This is a genomic window from Promicromonospora sp. AC04, from assembly GCF_003058225.1.
Classification (GTDB): Bacteria; Actinomycetota; Actinomycetes; order Actinomycetales; family Cellulomonadaceae; genus Promicromonospora.
This window is the reverse complement of record NZ_QBUG01000002.1, coordinates 531,998-546,970: the sequence shown is the minus strand read 5'-3', so window position 1 is coordinate 546,970 and position 14,973 is coordinate 531,998. Positions and strand designations below refer to the sequence as shown.

Sequence of the window (14,973 nt, the reverse complement as noted above, 5' to 3'; positions counted from 1 at the left end):
AGCCTTTCGAGACCCGGGCCTCGACAAGCTCGACCAACGGCAGGTCAGGTCAGGCCCGGCCGTGGCGTCTTGCGAGCCTGGCGGATCCCGTCGACCGTGAGCAGCACGAGCGCCACCCACACCAGGACGAACCCCGCCCAGCGGGCGGGCGGCATCTGCTCCCCGAAGACGAACAGCCCCACCAGGAACTGCAGGGCCGGGCCGAGGTACTGCAGCATGCCGACCACCGACAGCGGCAGGCGGCGCGCGGCGGCGCCGAACAGGAGCAGCGGCAGGGCCGTCACGATGCCGGAGGACATGAGCAGCAGCGAGTGCCCGACGCCGTAATCGGTGAACGTCCCCGCGCTGCCGAGCCACACCAGGTAGGCGATGGCGAACGGGGTGGCGACGACGGTCTCGACCGCGAGACCGGGAAGCGCCGGTACGGTCCGGCCCACGCGGTTCTTCACGAGCCCGTAGAAGCCGAAGGTGAGCGCGAGGCACAGCGAGATCCACGGCAGGCCGCCGAGCCCGGTGGACAGCACGACTACCGACGCGGCGCCGCAGCCGACCGCCACCCACTGCGCCGGGCGCAGGCGCTCGCGGAGGATCAGCACGCCGAGCAGGACCGTGAGGACCGGGTTGATGAAGTAGCCGAGGGCGGCGTCGAGCACGCGGCCGGTGTTGACCGCGTACACGTAGACGGACCAGTTCGCGACGATCAGGACGGACGCCACTGCGAGCGTGCCCAGGGTGCGGGGCGAGCGCAGGGCGTCGCGGAAGTCGCCGAGCTGCCGCAGCACCGCGAGTGCGATCAGGCAGAAGACGAGGCTCCACACGATGCGGTTGGCCACGATCTCCAGGGCGCCCGCCGGCTGGAGCAGCGGGAAGAACAGGGGCATCCCACCCCAGATCGCGAAAGCGCCGATCCCGAGCGGCAGTCCCCAGCGATCGCGGTGTTGTGTCACGGCGTCACGATAGGTCCCGGGCGAGGGCCCGGACCGCGACGTGCCGTGTGGGCCTCGTCACCAGGCCGGGGCATCATTTCGATTTCTCGCGAGGACCCGTTGGGGGCTATGGTTGGGTCCGTTCGCGGCGGGTTACCCGAGCGGCCAAAGGGGGCTGACTGTAAATCAGCTGGCACAGCCTACGGGGGTTCGAATCCCTCACCCGCCACCGGCGAACAGGGCGTCATCCACACGGATGGCGCCCTGTTCTCGTTCTCGGCCGAGTCGAAAACCGGATCCCGCCGGGACTGCGCCGGGTCGTTGCCGGGGTCCGTGAGCGAGGCGGCGCACCTCACACCCGATTCGATTTCACGCCAGGCCGGAGGGCATGTAGAGTCTTCCACGCCGCCCCGATAGCTCAGTCGGCAGAGCGTCTCCATGGTAAGGAGAAGGTCAAGGGTTCGATTCCCTTTCGGGGCTCTGTGATCGACGCGAGGTCGTCCGTCTCTCTCACCGATTTACCGGTGAGGGAACAACGGCGAACGGCCTCGCGTTCAGTCACGCGCGGCGGGGTAGCTCAGCTGGTCAGAGCGCACGACTCATAATCGTGAGGTCGCGGGTTCGAGCCCCGCCCTCGCTACCAAGCAAGTACATCCGTTCGGCGTCCACTGCCGGACGACGAGAAGACACATGGCGCCTCTCCCTCGAGGCGCGGAGGTGAGAGCCATGGCAAGCAAGAGTGCGGACGTCCGCCCGAAGATCACGCTGGCATGCGTGGACTGCAAGGAGCGGAACTACATCACGAAGAAGAACCGCCGGAACGACCCTGACCGCCTGGAGCTGGCGAAGTTCTGCCCGCGCTGCGGCAAGCACACGTCGCACCGCGAGACTCGCTGAGTCTCGGTAGTCACCAACCGACGTGGCGAACGCTGACTTCGAGGGCCGGGTCTACCCGGCCAACGCTCCCTACTCCGTAGGCCGCGAGAAGATCCGCGAGTTCGCCAGTGCCGTCGGTGCCACACACCCCGCGCACCACGATCTCGTGGCGGCGCGGGGTTCTGGCTATCCGGACCTGGTCGCCCCGCCCACGTTCGCAGTGGTCGTGGCGCAGCGGGCCGAGTCGCAGTACATCAGCGACCCCGAGGCCGACATCGACTTCTCGCGCGTGGTCCACGCGGACGAGCGCTTCACGCACCACCGCCCGATCGTCGCCGGTGACGAGCTGACGACGGTGCTGCACGTGGACCGGATCGTCTCCCGTGGCCCCATCAGCATGGTGACCACGCGCTGCGAGATCTTCGCGCTCCCGGCCGGCGCCGAGTCGCCCGACCCCGAGGCCGAGGCCCCGGGCGAGCCCGTCGCCTCTGTGACGTCCACGCTCGCGATCCGGGGTGAGGACGCATGAGCCGCCCCGACATCGCGACGCTCGCGGTCGGCGACGTGATCGGCAAGCGCACCGTCACCTTCGATCGCGCGGCCCTCGTCCGGTACGCGGGCGCCAGCGGCGACCTCAACCCGATCCACTGGAACGACAGGTTCGCGGAGTCCGCCGGCCTGCCCGGCGTCATCGCGCACGGCATGCTGACGATGGGCACTGTCGTGGGCCTGGTCACGGACTGGGTAGGCGACCCGGGCGCCGTCGTCGACTACCAGGCGCGGTTCACCAAGCCCGTCGAGGTGCCCAACCCGGGCACCGCGTCGATCGAGGTCACCGGCACGGTCGGCGTGATCGACGCCGATGCGGGCACGGTCCGTGTGGACCTCGCCGTCACGGTCGACGGGGCCAAGGTCCTGGGCCGGACCCAGGTGCTCGTCCGCCTCTGACGCTTTCGGCGTCCCTGACGTTCCTTCAGGTCAAGAGGTCGCGACGGGAGCGTCTGCCCGGGCAACCTCTTTCCGATTTTTCGCCCGCAAGCCTTCTCATGCGCACTCGGATCGGGTGTGATGCTCTCGTCCCTGTTTGTACAGAGTCGACGAGAGGAACTCTGCGTGACGTCCCGACGACGCATCACCGCCTTGGCCGCAGCGGCCGGGGTGTTCTTTCCGCTCATACCCCTCTCGGCAGCCTCCGCCGCGCCCACGGTGACGGCGCCCGGCGACGAAATGGTCGCCTGCGCACCCGTGCTGGCCGCCCGCTCGCTCGACGAGGCGTTCGCGGCCGCGGCCGAGGTCACGGGGGTTCCGGAGGACCTGCTCAAGGCCGTGTCGTACATGGAGTCGCGCTGGGACCAGCACGCCGGCCAGGTCAGCGCCGACGGCGGCTACGGCGTGTTCAACCTCGCGGGCGGCCACGGGCCGGGCCACGCGCACGGCGATGGCCTGCCGCTGTCGGCCGTCAACGACAAGGACGGACCGGCGCGCGAGGGCACTCCCGAGCTCGCCCGGGCGGCGACGCTCACCGGCCTCGACGAGGCCGCCCTGAAGTCGGACGCGCAGGCCAACGTGTGCGGCGGTGCGGCCCTGCTCGCGTCCTACCAGGCCCAGGCGGTGCGCGACGGCGCGGTCGACGCCGGTGCGACGACGAGCGGCGTGACGGTCTGGGAGGACGCAGTGTCCCGCATGAGCGACATCGAGGGCTTCGCTACCGGCGTGTACCGGACGCTCCGGCAGGGCGCCGGGACCACCACCCCTGCCGACGGCGCGGTGATCCTCACGGGCAACCGGGACGTCGTCGTACCCGAGGCCGCGAGCACGAGCGATGCGGCGGCGGACTGCCCCGAAGACCTCGGCTGCGAATGGCTCCCCGCCCCGTACGAGAAGGACTCCCCGGACGCCCCGGACAGCACCACCGCCTACGGCAACCACGACCAGGCCGACCGCACCGGCGAGGGCGGCCCGTCGATCGACTACATCCTGATCCACGACACCGAGACGGCCTACCAGCCGACGGTCAACCTGGTGCAGGACCCGACCTACCTGGCGTGGAACTACACGCTGCGGTCCTCGGACGGGCACGTGGCGAACCACCTCGACCCGGCCGACGTCGGCTGGCACGCGGGCAACTGGTTCATGAACATGCACTCGATCGGCCTGGAGCACGAGGGCTGGGCCGGCACGGGCTCCTGGTACACGGAGGCGATGTACCAGTCGTCGGCGGCGCTCGTGCGTTACCTCGCGGCGGAGCAAGGCATCCCGCTCGACCGGGCGCACATCATCGGCCACGACCAGGTGCCGGGCATCCTGCCCGGCTACACGAAGAACGTGCACTGGGACCCGGGCCCGTACTGGGACTGGGACCACTACTTCGAGCTGCTGGGCGCGCCCATCGGCGGTGACCTGGAGGCGACGACGAACGTCGAGCCGGGCGACGTCGTCGAGGTGCGCACCGGGTACGCCGACAACCCGAACCCGGTGACGGGCTGCCAGGAGGCGTCGCCCGGGTCGGGCGCATGTGTCGAGGGCGCGGGCACGAACTTCCGGTACCTGTACCAGGCGCCGTCGGAGGATGCGCCGCTGGCGAAGGACCCGGGCTGGAAGCCGGACGGGTCGAACGGCACCACCTACGCGAGCGACGTGAGCGCGCGCGTGCAGTCCGGGCACAAGCTCGTCGTGGACCAGGTCGAGGGTGACTGGCTGGGCGTGTGGTGGGCCGGCTCCCTGGTGTGGCTGCACAACCCGGCTGACCGGCCGGTGGTGGTGCCGACGACGGCGCAGACCGTCACCGTCGCGGGCGACGCCCCGGCGCCGGTGTTCGGCCGGGCCTACCCGGAGGCGGCCGCCTACGCGGAGTACCCGGGCGTCCCGGTGCAGGCGGTCACGCCCATCGAGTACACGATCGGCGTCGACCAGACGTACGCCGTGGCCGACGACCAGGTGGCGTCCGACTACTACCGGGCCACCACGTTCGACGGCTCGGTGCCGGGCGACCGCACGGTCGTGCGTGGCGACGACGTGTACTACCAGGTGTGGCTGGCGCACCGGCACCTGTTCGTCAACGCCGCCGACGTCGAGCTCCACGACCCGGTGGTGGCGGACGTGTCCGGCCCGTCGATCCAGGGCAAGGCCAAGGTGGGGCGGGTCCTGACCGCCGACGCCGGCTCGTACCTGCCGGACGACGTCGACGTCGCCTACCAGTGGCTGCGCGACGGCGAGCCGGTGCGCTGGGCGATCGGCCCGAGGTACCTGGTGACGGGCCGCGACCGGGGCGCCGAGCTCACGGTCCAGGTGACGGTCTCCGCGGAGGGCTACACGACGGCGTCGTACACCTCTGACCCGCGTCGCGTGGCGGGCGGCTAGCCGGGCGCCGGGTCGGCCGGCTCGCCGCGGGGTGACAGCACGCACCCGGGGTGTGTTGCGCGGAGTAGACGTTGTCTACTCCGCGCAACACACCCCGGGTGCGTGCTGCTTTCCCGCTCTGCGGCGGCGGGCCGGGTCACCAGTTCGGGGTGACTCCCGGGAGGTTGCGGGGGAGCTTCACGTCGTGCGGGTGGTAGACGTACGTGATGCCGTCGGTCGAGGTCTGCCACACGCGCTCGAAGTTCTCCCGCGTGTACACGGAGCGCACCGCCTCGTTGCTCGCCTTGTTCGGGTCGTTGATGATCGGGTCGCCGTCGGCGGTGAACCCGATCAGCGTGACGAGGTGCCCGTTGGTGCCGTACCCGGCCTCGGGCATCTCCTCCTCCTCGAAGTTGATCGAGAGGACGAGCGGGATGCCGGCCTTGATGAACTTCTCGGCCTCCGCGAGGGACCGGAGCCGCGTCACGAAGGACTCCAGGCCGAACGTGCTCGCGTAGGCCGCGTTGAACGGCCAGTTGCCGGCACCCTCGTACGCGTAGTCCCAGGTGTGCATGGCGGCGTAGTCGACCTGCGGGTCGCCGTTCGGCGCCTCGATGCCCTCGAGCTCCGCGGGCGGCACCTCGCGCCCGTAGGAGTAGATGACCATCGTGGACGACGTCGGCGAGCACCACACCTGACCGCCGCCCCCGAACTCGGGGTACTCGCCGGTGTGGATGTTCTGGCTGAACCGCGGTACGTCGAGCTCGACCTCGCGCCCGAGCGTGAAGTCGCTGGTGCCCGTGTAGTGCGAGTCGGGCAGGTACTCGTTGGTCATGGTGCTGACCGACTCCAGCCGCGGGGACACCGCGGTGCCCTCGGGCCGGTACAGCGTGGCCCGGGTCTGGAACGCGTCCGGCTCGTGGCCCGACTTCGCGACGTACGTGTCGGTGAACAGGTAGGCGTCGGCGTCGGTCTGGCCGTTCACGGAGGTGCGGTGGATGTCGCCGACACTGCCGTTGGCGGGCGCGAACTCGTCGCCCGACGCCCAGCGGCCCATCACGAACCACTTCGTCCACGTCCCGTCGGCCTTGCGGCCGCGGAACTCGATCTCGACCCAGGTCCCCGTGGGCGTGCGCGCGTTCCACGAGCTCACCGACTCGTCGATCGAGTACCCGGTCTCCACGACCGGCGAGGTCCACCGGCCCGTCTCGTACGTGACGGGTGTGCCGTCGCCGAACGGGTCGGTGTACTCCACGGTGTCGCCCGCGCCACGCAGCACGAGCCCGCCCCGGGCGCTCGGCCGCAGGTTCGAGGACTTGCCCGCGAGCAGCTCGCCGTACCCGTCCCACGCGGTCAGCGTGATCTGGTTGTCCGATGCCGCCGGGCCCGCCTCGAGCGCGCTCGCCGCCGGCACCGCACTCGCCACGACCCCTGCTTGCACCACGAGCGCTCCTGTCGCCGCCAGCGCGAACGCCCTCGTCCGCAGGTCTCTTCGAATCGACACGTCTGCCTCCATGTCTCCGGGCCCCCTACCGGGTGAGAAAGCCATGGGGCCCTCTCTATCAGAGCGGGAAGGCTGACGCGACGAAATCAGGGCAGCGCGCTCAGGTCGGGCACCGGGCCCGTCGTCGTACCCTCCACGAGGCTCACGGGCAGGATCACCGAATCGGGCTCCTCACCGGCGAGGAGCGCGATGACGGCCAGGCCGAGCGCCCGACCCTTCTCGACGAGCGGCTGGTGCACGCTGGTGAGCACGTCGGGGGAGAGCCACGGCAGGTCGAGCCCGTCGAACCCGGCGACGGACACGTCCTCGGGCACGCGCAGGCCGAGCTCGCGTGCCGCGATGACGGCACCGGCCGCGAGCAGGTCGGAGTGGGCGATGATCGCCGTCGGACGGTCCCGCGCCGGTGCCCACTCGGACAGGATCTCGGTCGCGGCGTCGCGCCCGTGCTCCACGAGCGAGGCGGGCGTCTCCCACGACATGACCGGCTCGATGACGTCCCGCACGCCGGCCAGGCGGTTGCGGGTGGGCGTGCGCTCCGCGGTGGCGAGCCGGGCGGCGTCGACCAGCCCGGACCGCTCGTCCCGCCCGAACGGCAGCGTGATCTCCGCGATCCGCGTGTGCCCCAGCTCGACGAGGTGGCGCACCGCCTCGGCGGCGCCTCGGCGGTCGTCGACGCCCACCACGGGCACGCCGGGCACGTCCTGCCCCTCGCCGATCACGACGGGCACGCCGCGCCGCTGGAGCGCCGCGAGGTTCGGGTCGTCCTTCAAGGTGCCCCACACGAGCACCGCGACGTCCATCGCGGCGGCCTCGACCAGCGGGTCGACGGCGGGGGGCAGCCCCGCCTCGGCGGCGAGCCCGACGGACTGCGCAGTGGTGCCCTGCGGCATCCCGGGGACGAGCAGGACGCCCAGCCCCTGCTCGCCGATCGCTGAGACCAGGCCGTGCAGCACCTGCGTGGAGACGGGGTCCCGGAACGACCGGCCCAGCTGGTCGCCAATCACCACGCCCACGATCCCCGAGCGCCCCGAGCGGAGCTGCCGGCCCAGCGGGTTGGGCCCGGAGTAGTCGAGCTCGCGGGCCGCGGCCAGCACCTTCTCCCGGGTCTCTGGGGTGATCGGCCCAGCGCCCGAGAACGCGAGCGACGCGGTGGAGACGGAGACCTTTGCCAGCTCGGCGACCTTCGCGAGGGTCGGTCGGCCTACGGTCTGGCGGTTCATCGCGGTTCCTTCTCTCGCCTCGGGCACCAGCGGTGCAATAGCTGTGGAATCTGCTGGGCTGATCCCAGGTTGTGGCCTACGGTCGGGAGATTCAATCGCACCAAGGAGTTCAGTGCCTACTGCACACGCCGCCGCCCGCGCGGTCTTCGTCGTCTTCGCTGCCAGCGGGTTCGCTTTTGCGAGCTGGGCATCGCGTCTCCCGGCAGTCCGGGACGGCCTGTCCTTCTCCGAGCAGGAGATGGGTCTGCTGCTGCTGACGGGCTCGATCGGCTCCGTCGCCGCGATCCCGCTGTCTGGGCTGGTCGCCGAGCGGTTCGGTACCGCGCGGACCGTCCTGGCCTTCGCGGGCGTCCTCGTGGCCGGGCTCGTCGTCGCCGGGTACGGCGTCGCCCAGGGGGAGCACCTCGCCGTGCGGCTCGGCCTGGTCCTGTTCGGCGTGGGCGCCGGGGTCTGGGACGCCGCGATGAACCTCGAGGGTGCCGCCGTGGAGCAGCACCTCGGCCGCGCGGTCATGCCGATCTTCCACGCGGGTTTCTCGTTCGGCACCGTGGTCGGCGCCGGAATCGGCGCTCTGGTGGCCACCCTGGGAGTCCCGGTCGTCTGGCACCTCGTGGTGGCGGCGGCAGTGGCCCTCCTGTCGGTGGTGATAGCGGTCCGCTACTTCACGCCGGGTGTCGTGGCGGCGGCCCTGCCGGACGGCGCCGACACCGCCGGGGCGAACAGCGCGGACGGTGCCGATCCGGGAGAGGTGACGCCTCCGCCGTCGGGCATCGCGGGGTTGTTCGCCGCCTGGCGCGAGCCGCGCACCCTGGCGATCGGGCTCGTGGTGCTCGCCGCGGCCCTCACGGAGGGCGTGGCCAACGACTGGGTGGGCCTCGCGGTCGTGGACGGGTTCGGCACGTCCGACGGGATGGGCGCGGTAGGGCTCGCCGTCTTCCTCACCGCCATGACGACGGCCCGGCTCGCCGGGACGCGCGCCATCGACCGGTTCGGGCGGGTGCCGGTGCTCGTGCTCTCGGCGGGGCTGGCCTTCGTGGGCGTGCTGACGTTCTCGCTGGTCCCGGTCCTGTGGCTGGCTCTGGTCGGGGTCGGCCTGTGGGGCCTCGGCGCCGCGATGGGCTTCCCGATGGGGATGAGCGCGGCGTCCGACGAGCCGCGGCGGGCCGCGATGCGGGTGGCCGCGGTCTCGACCATCGCGTACACCGCGTTCTTCGTGGGGCCGCCGCTGATCGGCTTCGTCGCGCACACGACGGGCTACCGCCTGGCGGTGCTCGTGCTCCTGGTCCCGATGGCGCTCGGCCTGATCGTGGCGCGCTCCGTCCGGCCGCTGCCGACGGCCGCGGGTGTGAAGAGGTAGCGCAGGCCACGACGAGCCCCCGCCCAGGCCAGGGCGCCGAAGTCGAGCACTGAACACGTCTGCGGACACCAAAAGGTTCCAGAATTGGCAGACATCACCCACGCCATGTCGAAGATGTGCACAAATCCAACTCGTCGGGTAGATAGGCTTGCACGGTGAGCCCATACCCGGCAGACACCGTCCAGGCACAAGCGGTGGTCCCCAGCCTCGCCGACCTCACCACTCTCCGAGTGGGTGGACCGGCTGCCTCGTTCGTGGAGGCCGAGGAAGAGGCCGCTCTGATCGAGGCGGTGAGTACCGCCGACGACGACGGGGTGCCGCTGCTCGTCGTGGGAGGCGGCTCGAACCTGCTGGTGGCTGACGAGGGTTTCGGCGGCGTAGTCGTCCGGGATGCCCGCACCGGGATCACCGTCGAGTCGGACGACACCTGCGGCGGTGCCGTGGTGAGCGCGCCCGCCGGCCAGAACTGGGACGAGCTCGTGGAGCGCGCCGTCGGCGAGGGCTGGGTCGGCGTGGAGTCGCTGTCGGGCATCCCGGGGACGGTCGGCGCCGCCCCCGTGCAGAACATCGGCGCGTACGGCCAGGAGCTGTCCGGTGTGGTCTCGCTGGTCCGCACCTGGGACCGCGGGGAGCGCCGGGTACGCACCTTCGCCGTCGGGGAGCTGGGCTTCGGGTACCGCACGTCGCTGCTCAAGCGTTCCATGCACAGCGAGGGCCGCGAGGACGACCCGCGCGCCCCCTGGTACCCGTCGCCGCGCTACGTGGTGCTGAACGTCCAGTTCCAGTTCCGGCTCGGCACGCTGTCCGCGCCCGTGGGCTACGGGGAGCTGGCGCGTCGCCTCGGCGTCGAGGTGGGGCAGCGCGCCCCGATGAAGGACGTCCGCGAGACCGTGCTGGGCCTGCGCGGCGGCAAGGGCATGCTGCTCGACCGCCCGCTCTTCGGCGAGCAGCCCGACCACGACCGCTGGAACTCGGGGTCGTTCTTCACCAACCCCGTGATCCCGGTGGAGCACCTGGAGCACCTGCCGGAGGACGCACCCCGGTACCCGGTCCGCTCCGCGACGCCGGAGACGAGCACCGGCCCGAGCCTCGGCGCCATCGACCCGACGCTCGTGAAGACCAGCGCGGCCTGGCTCATCGAGCGGGCGGGCTTCGGCAAGGGCTTCGGCCTGGCGGGGGAGCACAGCCCGGCGCGCCTGTCGACCAAGCACACGCTCGCGATGACCAACCGCGGCGGTGCCAGGGCCGATGACGTCATCGCCCTCGCCCGGGCGGTGCGCGACGGCGTCCGCGACCGCTTCGGCGTGACCCTGGTCCCGGAGACCGTCCTCGTAGGCGTCTCGCTCTAGTACACGACGACCGGGGTGCCAGACGGCGCGCCCCAGGTGTCCCAGATCCAGTCCATCGCGCTGTTCGAGACGCGCACGCACCCGTGCGACGCCGGGAACGCGGGCACCGAAGCCGAGCCGTGCACCGCGATGCCGCCGGTGAAGAACTTGGGCCGCCACATGTCGCCCAGCTCGAGCCGCGACGCGTACATCCGGTTCTCCTCGCGGTACACCGCGAACGACCCGCGCGGCGTGTACGCCGTATAGGTGTTGCCCTTGGCCTCGTACGTCTCCCCATTGCCGGACGACGCGTTGATGGTCTTCACGACCTGACCGTCCTCGACGGCGAGCACGAGCTGCCGGTCGATGTCGATCTCGAGCACCTTGCCCGACGACGTCTCCGCCTGCGGAACCACGCCGTCGTCCGCCGCGGCCTGCGTGGCGTCGCCGACGACACCGTCGCGGTACAGCCCGCCGGCCTTCTGCAGGGCGAACACCGCCTGCTGCGTCTCCCCGCCGTACGCGTTGTCGACGGACGTCACGAAGTAGCCGAGGTCCTGCAGGCGCTGCTGGAGAGCACCCACGCGGTCGCTGACCTCGCCGTACTCGATGTAGTCGGGCTTCTCCGGCTCCTCGTCCTTCGAGTCCTTGCCGTTGCCCTTGCCCTCGGACTTGTCGTCGCCCTGCGCCTTGCCGTTGCCCTCATCGGTCTTGCCGTCGTCGCTCCCGCCCTCGCTCGCGTCGTCGGCGGGCTCGTCGGCGCCGTCCCCCTCGTCAGCGCTGCCGGACGGCGACGCGCTCGCCTCGGGCTCCTCGGACGGCTCGCTCGCGCTGGGCTCCGGGCCGGCGGTGCTCTCCTCGGGCGCGGGCGAGCTCGTCGTCGCGTCCGCCTCCGCCGGAGGCTCCTGTTCCTCGCCGCAGCCGGACAGCAGGGTCGCCGCCAGCGCGACCGCGCCCAGCGTGCCCATGACCCTCTTGCCGACCCTGCCCACATCGTGGGTCGACCTACCGTACAAAACCCGCATCGTGACTCCTCCTCGGCCGCGCCCTCTGGGGGTGGCGTGGCGCCGCGCCCTCGCGAGACGACGTCGTCCCCTCGCGAGTGTCCTGTATCTCTAACCGACGCTCGGGGACCCGGGATGGTTGGTCTGGCTGATCGTCACCCAATCGTGACAGTTCCACCCGCGGGAAGGGCGTCCAGGGTATCGGCGGGGTCGGGTGCGAGCAGCCACGCGTCGACGTCGGCCAGGAGGCGGGCCTTCGTGCCCGACGACGCCCGGCTCGCCCGGATCGACGACGCCGCCAGCTTCGCGAGCTCGGCGTCGGTGAACCCGTGGGCGCTGCGTGCGATCTCGTACTGGTCCACGAGCCGTGACCCGAACAGGAGCGGGTCGTCGGCGCCGAGCGCGACCAGGGCGCCGGCGTCGACCAGGGTGCGCAGCGGCACCTCGCTCGCCTCGCCGTACACGCCCAGGCCGATGTTCGAGCCGGGGTTCACCTCGAGGGCGACGCCGCGGTCCACGATGTCCGCGAGGACGCGCTCGTCCTCGGCGGCGCGCACGCCGTGCCCGATCCGGTCGGGGACCAGCTCGCGCATGACCTCGCTGATGTGGTCGGGCCCGAGCAGCTCGCCGCCGTGCGGCACGGCCGCGAGGCCGGCGCGGCGCGCGATGTCGAACGCCGGCCCGAACTGGGACGTGTCCCCGCGCCGCTCGTCGTTCGACAGCCCGAAGCCCACCACCTCGCCGACGCCGTCGCCCGCGTACCGGGCGGCGAGCCGGGCGAGCGTGCGCGCGTCGAGGGGATGCTTCATGCGCGATGCCGCGATGATCACCCCCACCTCGATCCCGTGCGCGGCGCTCGCGTACCGGGCGGCGTCGATGACGATCTCGACGGCGGGGGTGATCCCGCCGACGAACGGCGCGTAGGAGGTGGGGTCCACCTGGATCTCGAGCCGGCCGGAGCCCTCGGCGGCGTCGTCGGCCGCCGCCTCGTGGACCAGGCGGCGCATGTCGGCCTCGGAGCGCACGCACGCGCGGGCGGCGTCGTACAGGCGCTGGAAGCGGAACCAGCCACGCTCGGTGGCCGGCAGGCGGAGGGGGTCGTTGTCGATGAGCGCCTCAGGCAGCCGGACGCCATACGCGGCTGCCATGTCGACGAGGGTCGGCACCCGCATGGATCCGGTGAAGTGCAGGTGGAGGTGCGCCTTGGGGAGAAGTGCGAGGTCTCGCATCTGCGTAGTCTGGCAAAGCGGCGGTCCGGCGGCAGCCGTGACCGTGATACTCCGCACTACTCACACATCCCGCCGTTCATCTTTGGTGTGCGCGCGCTCCGCTAAGTATCCTGAGAAGAACATGCCCCAGATAGCCGAAATGACTGATTTGCTCGATGCGCAACCACGGACACCGGTGAACCAGTGAACGAACAGAACACGGGTGAGGACAACGCCGCGGATCTTCCGGTGCACGCAGTCCTCGGCGGTAGGTACGAGCTGGTCGACGTCGTCGGCACTGGGGCAACCTTCACCGTCTACGAGGCGCAGCGGGTAGCGGTTCCGGCAGCTCCGGAGCCCACACCGGGCGATGACGACGACGCGGACGGTGCCGAGGCGGGCACGGACGACGCGAGCAAGGACGCGGCCGACGCGGCTGAGCCGGGCGAGGCGCCCGGCGACGGCGACGCGACGGCCGATGCGGCGGGCTCTGACGGTGACGCTGACGCAGACGCCGATGCGGCAGGCTCCGATGCGGACGACGCCGATGCGGCAGACGCCGACGTCGAGCCCGCGGCCGACGCCGACGCGACGGCCGAGATCGCCGAGCCCACGGAACCCGCCGCGCCCGAGATCGACCCGGACCAGCCCCTCGTCGTCAAGGTGCTGCACCCGCACCTGGTCGACGATCAGAACGCCCGCGCCTCACTGCAGCGCGAGGTCGAGGCGTCCGCGCTGGTGACCCACCCGGGCGTGGTGAAGGTCCTGGACTCCGGCGAGGAGGACGTCGCGGGCGCGAGCGTCCCCTGGACCGTCATGAACCGGATGTCGGGCGTCTCCCTGTCCGACCTCGCCGGGGACACCGGTCTGCCCTGGCGCGACGCGCTCGCGATCATCGACGGCCTGCTGGACGGGCTCGGCGCCGTGCACGCGGCGGGCCTGGTGCACCGGGACGTCGCGCCGCGCAACGTGATGGTCGACAAGCGGCCGGACGGCACGTTCGTCGTCGGGCTGCTGGACCTCGGCCTCACCCGGCCCGCGGGCGGGGACGGCGACGGCGCCACCGTGTCCGGGTCGGTCATCGGCATGTCGCCGGAGCAGGCCCGCGGCAAGCCCCTCGACGCGCGCAGCGACATCTACGCCGTCGGCGCGCTCGCGTACTACACGCTGACGGGACACGCGCCGTACGAGCGCGCGCAGGCGGAGGACGTCCTGCGGGCGCACGTGAACGCGCCGGTGCCGGCGGCGTCTGCGCGGCGCGCGGCGGTCCCCGCATCGGTGGACCGCCTGGTGTCCCGGGCGATGGCCAAGGACCCGAACCGCCGGTTCCCCACGGCCGAGGCGATGCGCGGGACGGTGACGATCCTGCTCGGCGGCCCCGCCGGCCGCATGGGCACCAGCGGCGAGACCATGCAACTTGGCGTCGGAGCCGGCGGCACCGAGGTGATCGACCCGGTCGCCGGCTCCGGCACGATGAAGCTGGGCCAGGTCACCGAGGGTGCCGACCGCACCATGATGGTCGGCGCCGTCGGCGCGGCTGGTGCTGCGGGCGTTGCCGCAGGAGTCGCCGGCGCCGAGCCCGCGGCGGCGTCCGTGCCACCCCCAGGGGAGCCGGCCGCGGAGAAGCGGTCGTTGTGGCAGCGCATGACGACCGGTCGTGGCCGCGTGGCCACGGTCATCGTGTTCGCGCTGCTCGTGTTCGGCGGTGCGGGCCTGTGGATCGCGAACATCCTCGGCGACAACGGGACGCCGGGGGTCACGCCGAGCGTCAGCCCGTCGTCGTCGCAGGAGCCGTCGCGGACTCCGTCGGCGTCGCCCACCCCGAGTGAGACCGACACCGAGAACGAGTGGACCCCGTCGCCCACGCCGACTCCGTCGCCCACGCCTACGCCGACTCCCACCCCGACGCCTACGCCGACCCCGACGCCCACCCCGACCCCCACGCCCACCCCGACGCCGACCCCTACCCCGACGCCCACGCCGAGCGAGGAGCCGACGCCGAGCGAGGAACCCTCCGAGGAGCCGAGCACCCCGGTCGATCCGTCGACCGATCCGACCGACGGCGGTGACGCGAGCGGGGAGACGGGCACCGACCCCGCTGGGAGCCGTTAGCTGGGAGCCGTTAGCCGGGTTCTGCTGGCCGTGGGCCGTGGGCCGTGGGCCGTGGGCCGCTAGGGGCGACCAGCACGCGGCCGGACGGGACGTCCCGGG

General features: G+C 71.9%; 12 protein-coding genes and 3 tRNA genes. 10 read left to right on the top strand and 5 right to left on the bottom strand.

What is annotated here, in order from left to right; all coding sequences use genetic code 11:
• Window positions 1-44: 44 nt before the first annotated feature.
• The gene (gene rarD, locus C8K30_RS07975) at window positions 45-947 is read right to left on the bottom strand and encodes an EamA family transporter RarD (RefSeq protein WP_108492333.1); all 903 of its coding nucleotides are present in this window, start codon (window positions 945-947) and stop codon (window positions 45-47) included.
• Window positions 948-1,073: 126 nt separating this feature from the next.
• Here rarD and C8K30_RS07970 point away from each other — a divergent pair.
• The 7 genes from C8K30_RS07970 (at window position 1,074) to C8K30_RS07940 (ending at window position 5,162) form a co-directional block, all read left to right on the top strand.
• Window positions 1,074-1,155 (top strand) — tRNA-Tyr (locus C8K30_RS07970).
• A 178-nt stretch (window positions 1,156-1,333) separates the two neighbouring features.
• Window positions 1,334-1,406, top strand: a tRNA-Thr gene (locus C8K30_RS07965).
• Between the two features lie 86 nt (window positions 1,407-1,492).
• Window positions 1,493-1,569: transfer RNA gene (locus C8K30_RS07960), tRNA-Met, on the top strand.
• Between the two features lie 83 nt (window positions 1,570-1,652).
• A complete protein-coding gene (gene rpmG, locus C8K30_RS07955) occupies window positions 1,653-1,823 on the top strand; it encodes a 50S ribosomal protein L33 (RefSeq protein ID WP_013837798.1) in 171 nt (56 codons plus the stop codon).
• Window positions 1,824-1,845: 22 nt separating this feature from the next.
• Window positions 1,846-2,331, top strand: coding sequence for a MaoC family dehydratase N-terminal domain-containing protein (locus C8K30_RS07950; protein WP_108492332.1), 486 nt, complete (start codon window positions 1,846-1,848; stop codon window positions 2,329-2,331).
• The gene (locus tag C8K30_RS07945) at window positions 2,328-2,750 is read left to right on the top strand and encodes a MaoC family dehydratase (RefSeq protein WP_108492331.1); all 423 of its coding nucleotides are present in this window, start codon (window positions 2,328-2,330) and stop codon (window positions 2,748-2,750) included. The genes C8K30_RS07950 and C8K30_RS07945 overlap by 4 nt, the downstream gene beginning before the upstream one ends.
• Before the next feature lie 165 nt (window positions 2,751-2,915).
• Window positions 2,916-5,162, top strand: coding sequence for an N-acetylmuramoyl-L-alanine amidase (locus tag C8K30_RS07940; protein WP_158280958.1), 2,247 nt, complete (start codon window positions 2,916-2,918; stop codon window positions 5,160-5,162).
• 136 nt (window positions 5,163-5,298) lie between these two features.
• Here C8K30_RS07940 and C8K30_RS07935 read toward each other — a convergent pair whose 3' ends face one another.
• Entirely contained in the window at window positions 5,299-6,645 is a 1,347-nt protein-coding gene (locus tag C8K30_RS07935) for a C39 family peptidase (RefSeq protein WP_233257045.1), read from the bottom strand.
• An 86-nt stretch (window positions 6,646-6,731) separates the two neighbouring features.
• Window positions 6,732-7,865: a LacI family DNA-binding transcriptional regulator gene (locus C8K30_RS07930; protein ID WP_108492328.1), complete on the bottom strand. Its 1,134-nt coding sequence runs from the start codon at window positions 7,863-7,865 to the stop codon at window positions 6,732-6,734.
• A gap of 112 nt (window positions 7,866-7,977) precedes the next feature.
• Here C8K30_RS07930 and C8K30_RS07925 point away from each other — a divergent pair, with 112 nt between their 5' ends.
• On the top strand, window positions 7,978-9,222 hold the full coding sequence (locus tag C8K30_RS07925; RefSeq protein ID WP_108492327.1) for an MFS transporter: 1,245 nt from the start codon (window positions 7,978-7,980) through the stop codon (window positions 9,220-9,222).
• A 155-nt stretch (window positions 9,223-9,377) separates the two neighbouring features.
• Window positions 9,378-10,571 (top strand): UDP-N-acetylmuramate dehydrogenase, encoded by a 1,194-nt coding sequence (locus C8K30_RS07920; protein ID WP_108492326.1) that lies wholly within the window; start codon window positions 9,378-9,380, stop codon window positions 10,569-10,571.
• Here C8K30_RS07920 and C8K30_RS07915 read toward each other — a convergent pair.
• Both C8K30_RS07915 and C8K30_RS07910 read right to left on the bottom strand, forming a co-directional pair.
• The gene (locus C8K30_RS07915) at window positions 10,568-11,518 is read right to left on the bottom strand and encodes a L,D-transpeptidase family protein (protein WP_233257044.1); all 951 of its coding nucleotides are present in this window, start codon (window positions 11,516-11,518) and stop codon (window positions 10,568-10,570) included. The two genes, C8K30_RS07920 and C8K30_RS07915, sit on opposite strands and share 4 nt — an antisense overlap.
• 191 nt (window positions 11,519-11,709) lie before the next feature.
• On the bottom strand, window positions 11,710-12,783 hold the full coding sequence (locus tag C8K30_RS07910) for an adenosine deaminase (RefSeq protein WP_108492324.1): 1,074 nt from the start codon (window positions 12,781-12,783) through the stop codon (window positions 11,710-11,712).
• A gap of 183 nt (window positions 12,784-12,966) precedes the next feature.
• Between C8K30_RS07910 and C8K30_RS07905 the strand changes: the two genes are divergently transcribed.
• Window positions 12,967-14,874 carry a serine/threonine-protein kinase gene (locus C8K30_RS07905; RefSeq protein ID WP_108492323.1) on the top strand — a complete coding sequence of 636 codons (1,908 nt, stop codon included), beginning with the start codon at window positions 12,967-12,969 and terminating at the stop codon, window positions 14,872-14,874.
• Window positions 14,875-14,973 lie beyond the last annotated feature (99 nt).

Excerpts from the sequence above, each read along its gene's own strand:
- rpmG (WP_013837798.1), top strand. The coding sequence starts at position 1,653 with ATGGCAAGCAAGAGTGCGGACGTCCGCCCGAAGATCACGCTGGCATGC.
- C8K30_RS07945 (WP_108492331.1), top strand. The coding sequence starts at position 2,328 with ATGAGCCGCCCCGACATCGCGACGCTCGCGGTCGGCGACGTGATCGGC.
- C8K30_RS07930 (WP_108492328.1), bottom strand. The coding sequence starts at position 7,865 with ATGAACCGCCAGACCGTAGGCCGACCGACCCTCGCGAAGGTCGCCGAG.
- C8K30_RS07915 (WP_233257044.1), bottom strand. The coding sequence starts at position 11,518 with ATGGGCACGCTGGGCGCGGTCGCGCTGGCGGCGACCCTGCTGTCCGGC.
- C8K30_RS07910 (WP_108492324.1), bottom strand. The coding sequence starts at position 12,783 with ATGCGAGACCTCGCACTTCTCCCCAAGGCGCACCTCCACCTGCACTTC.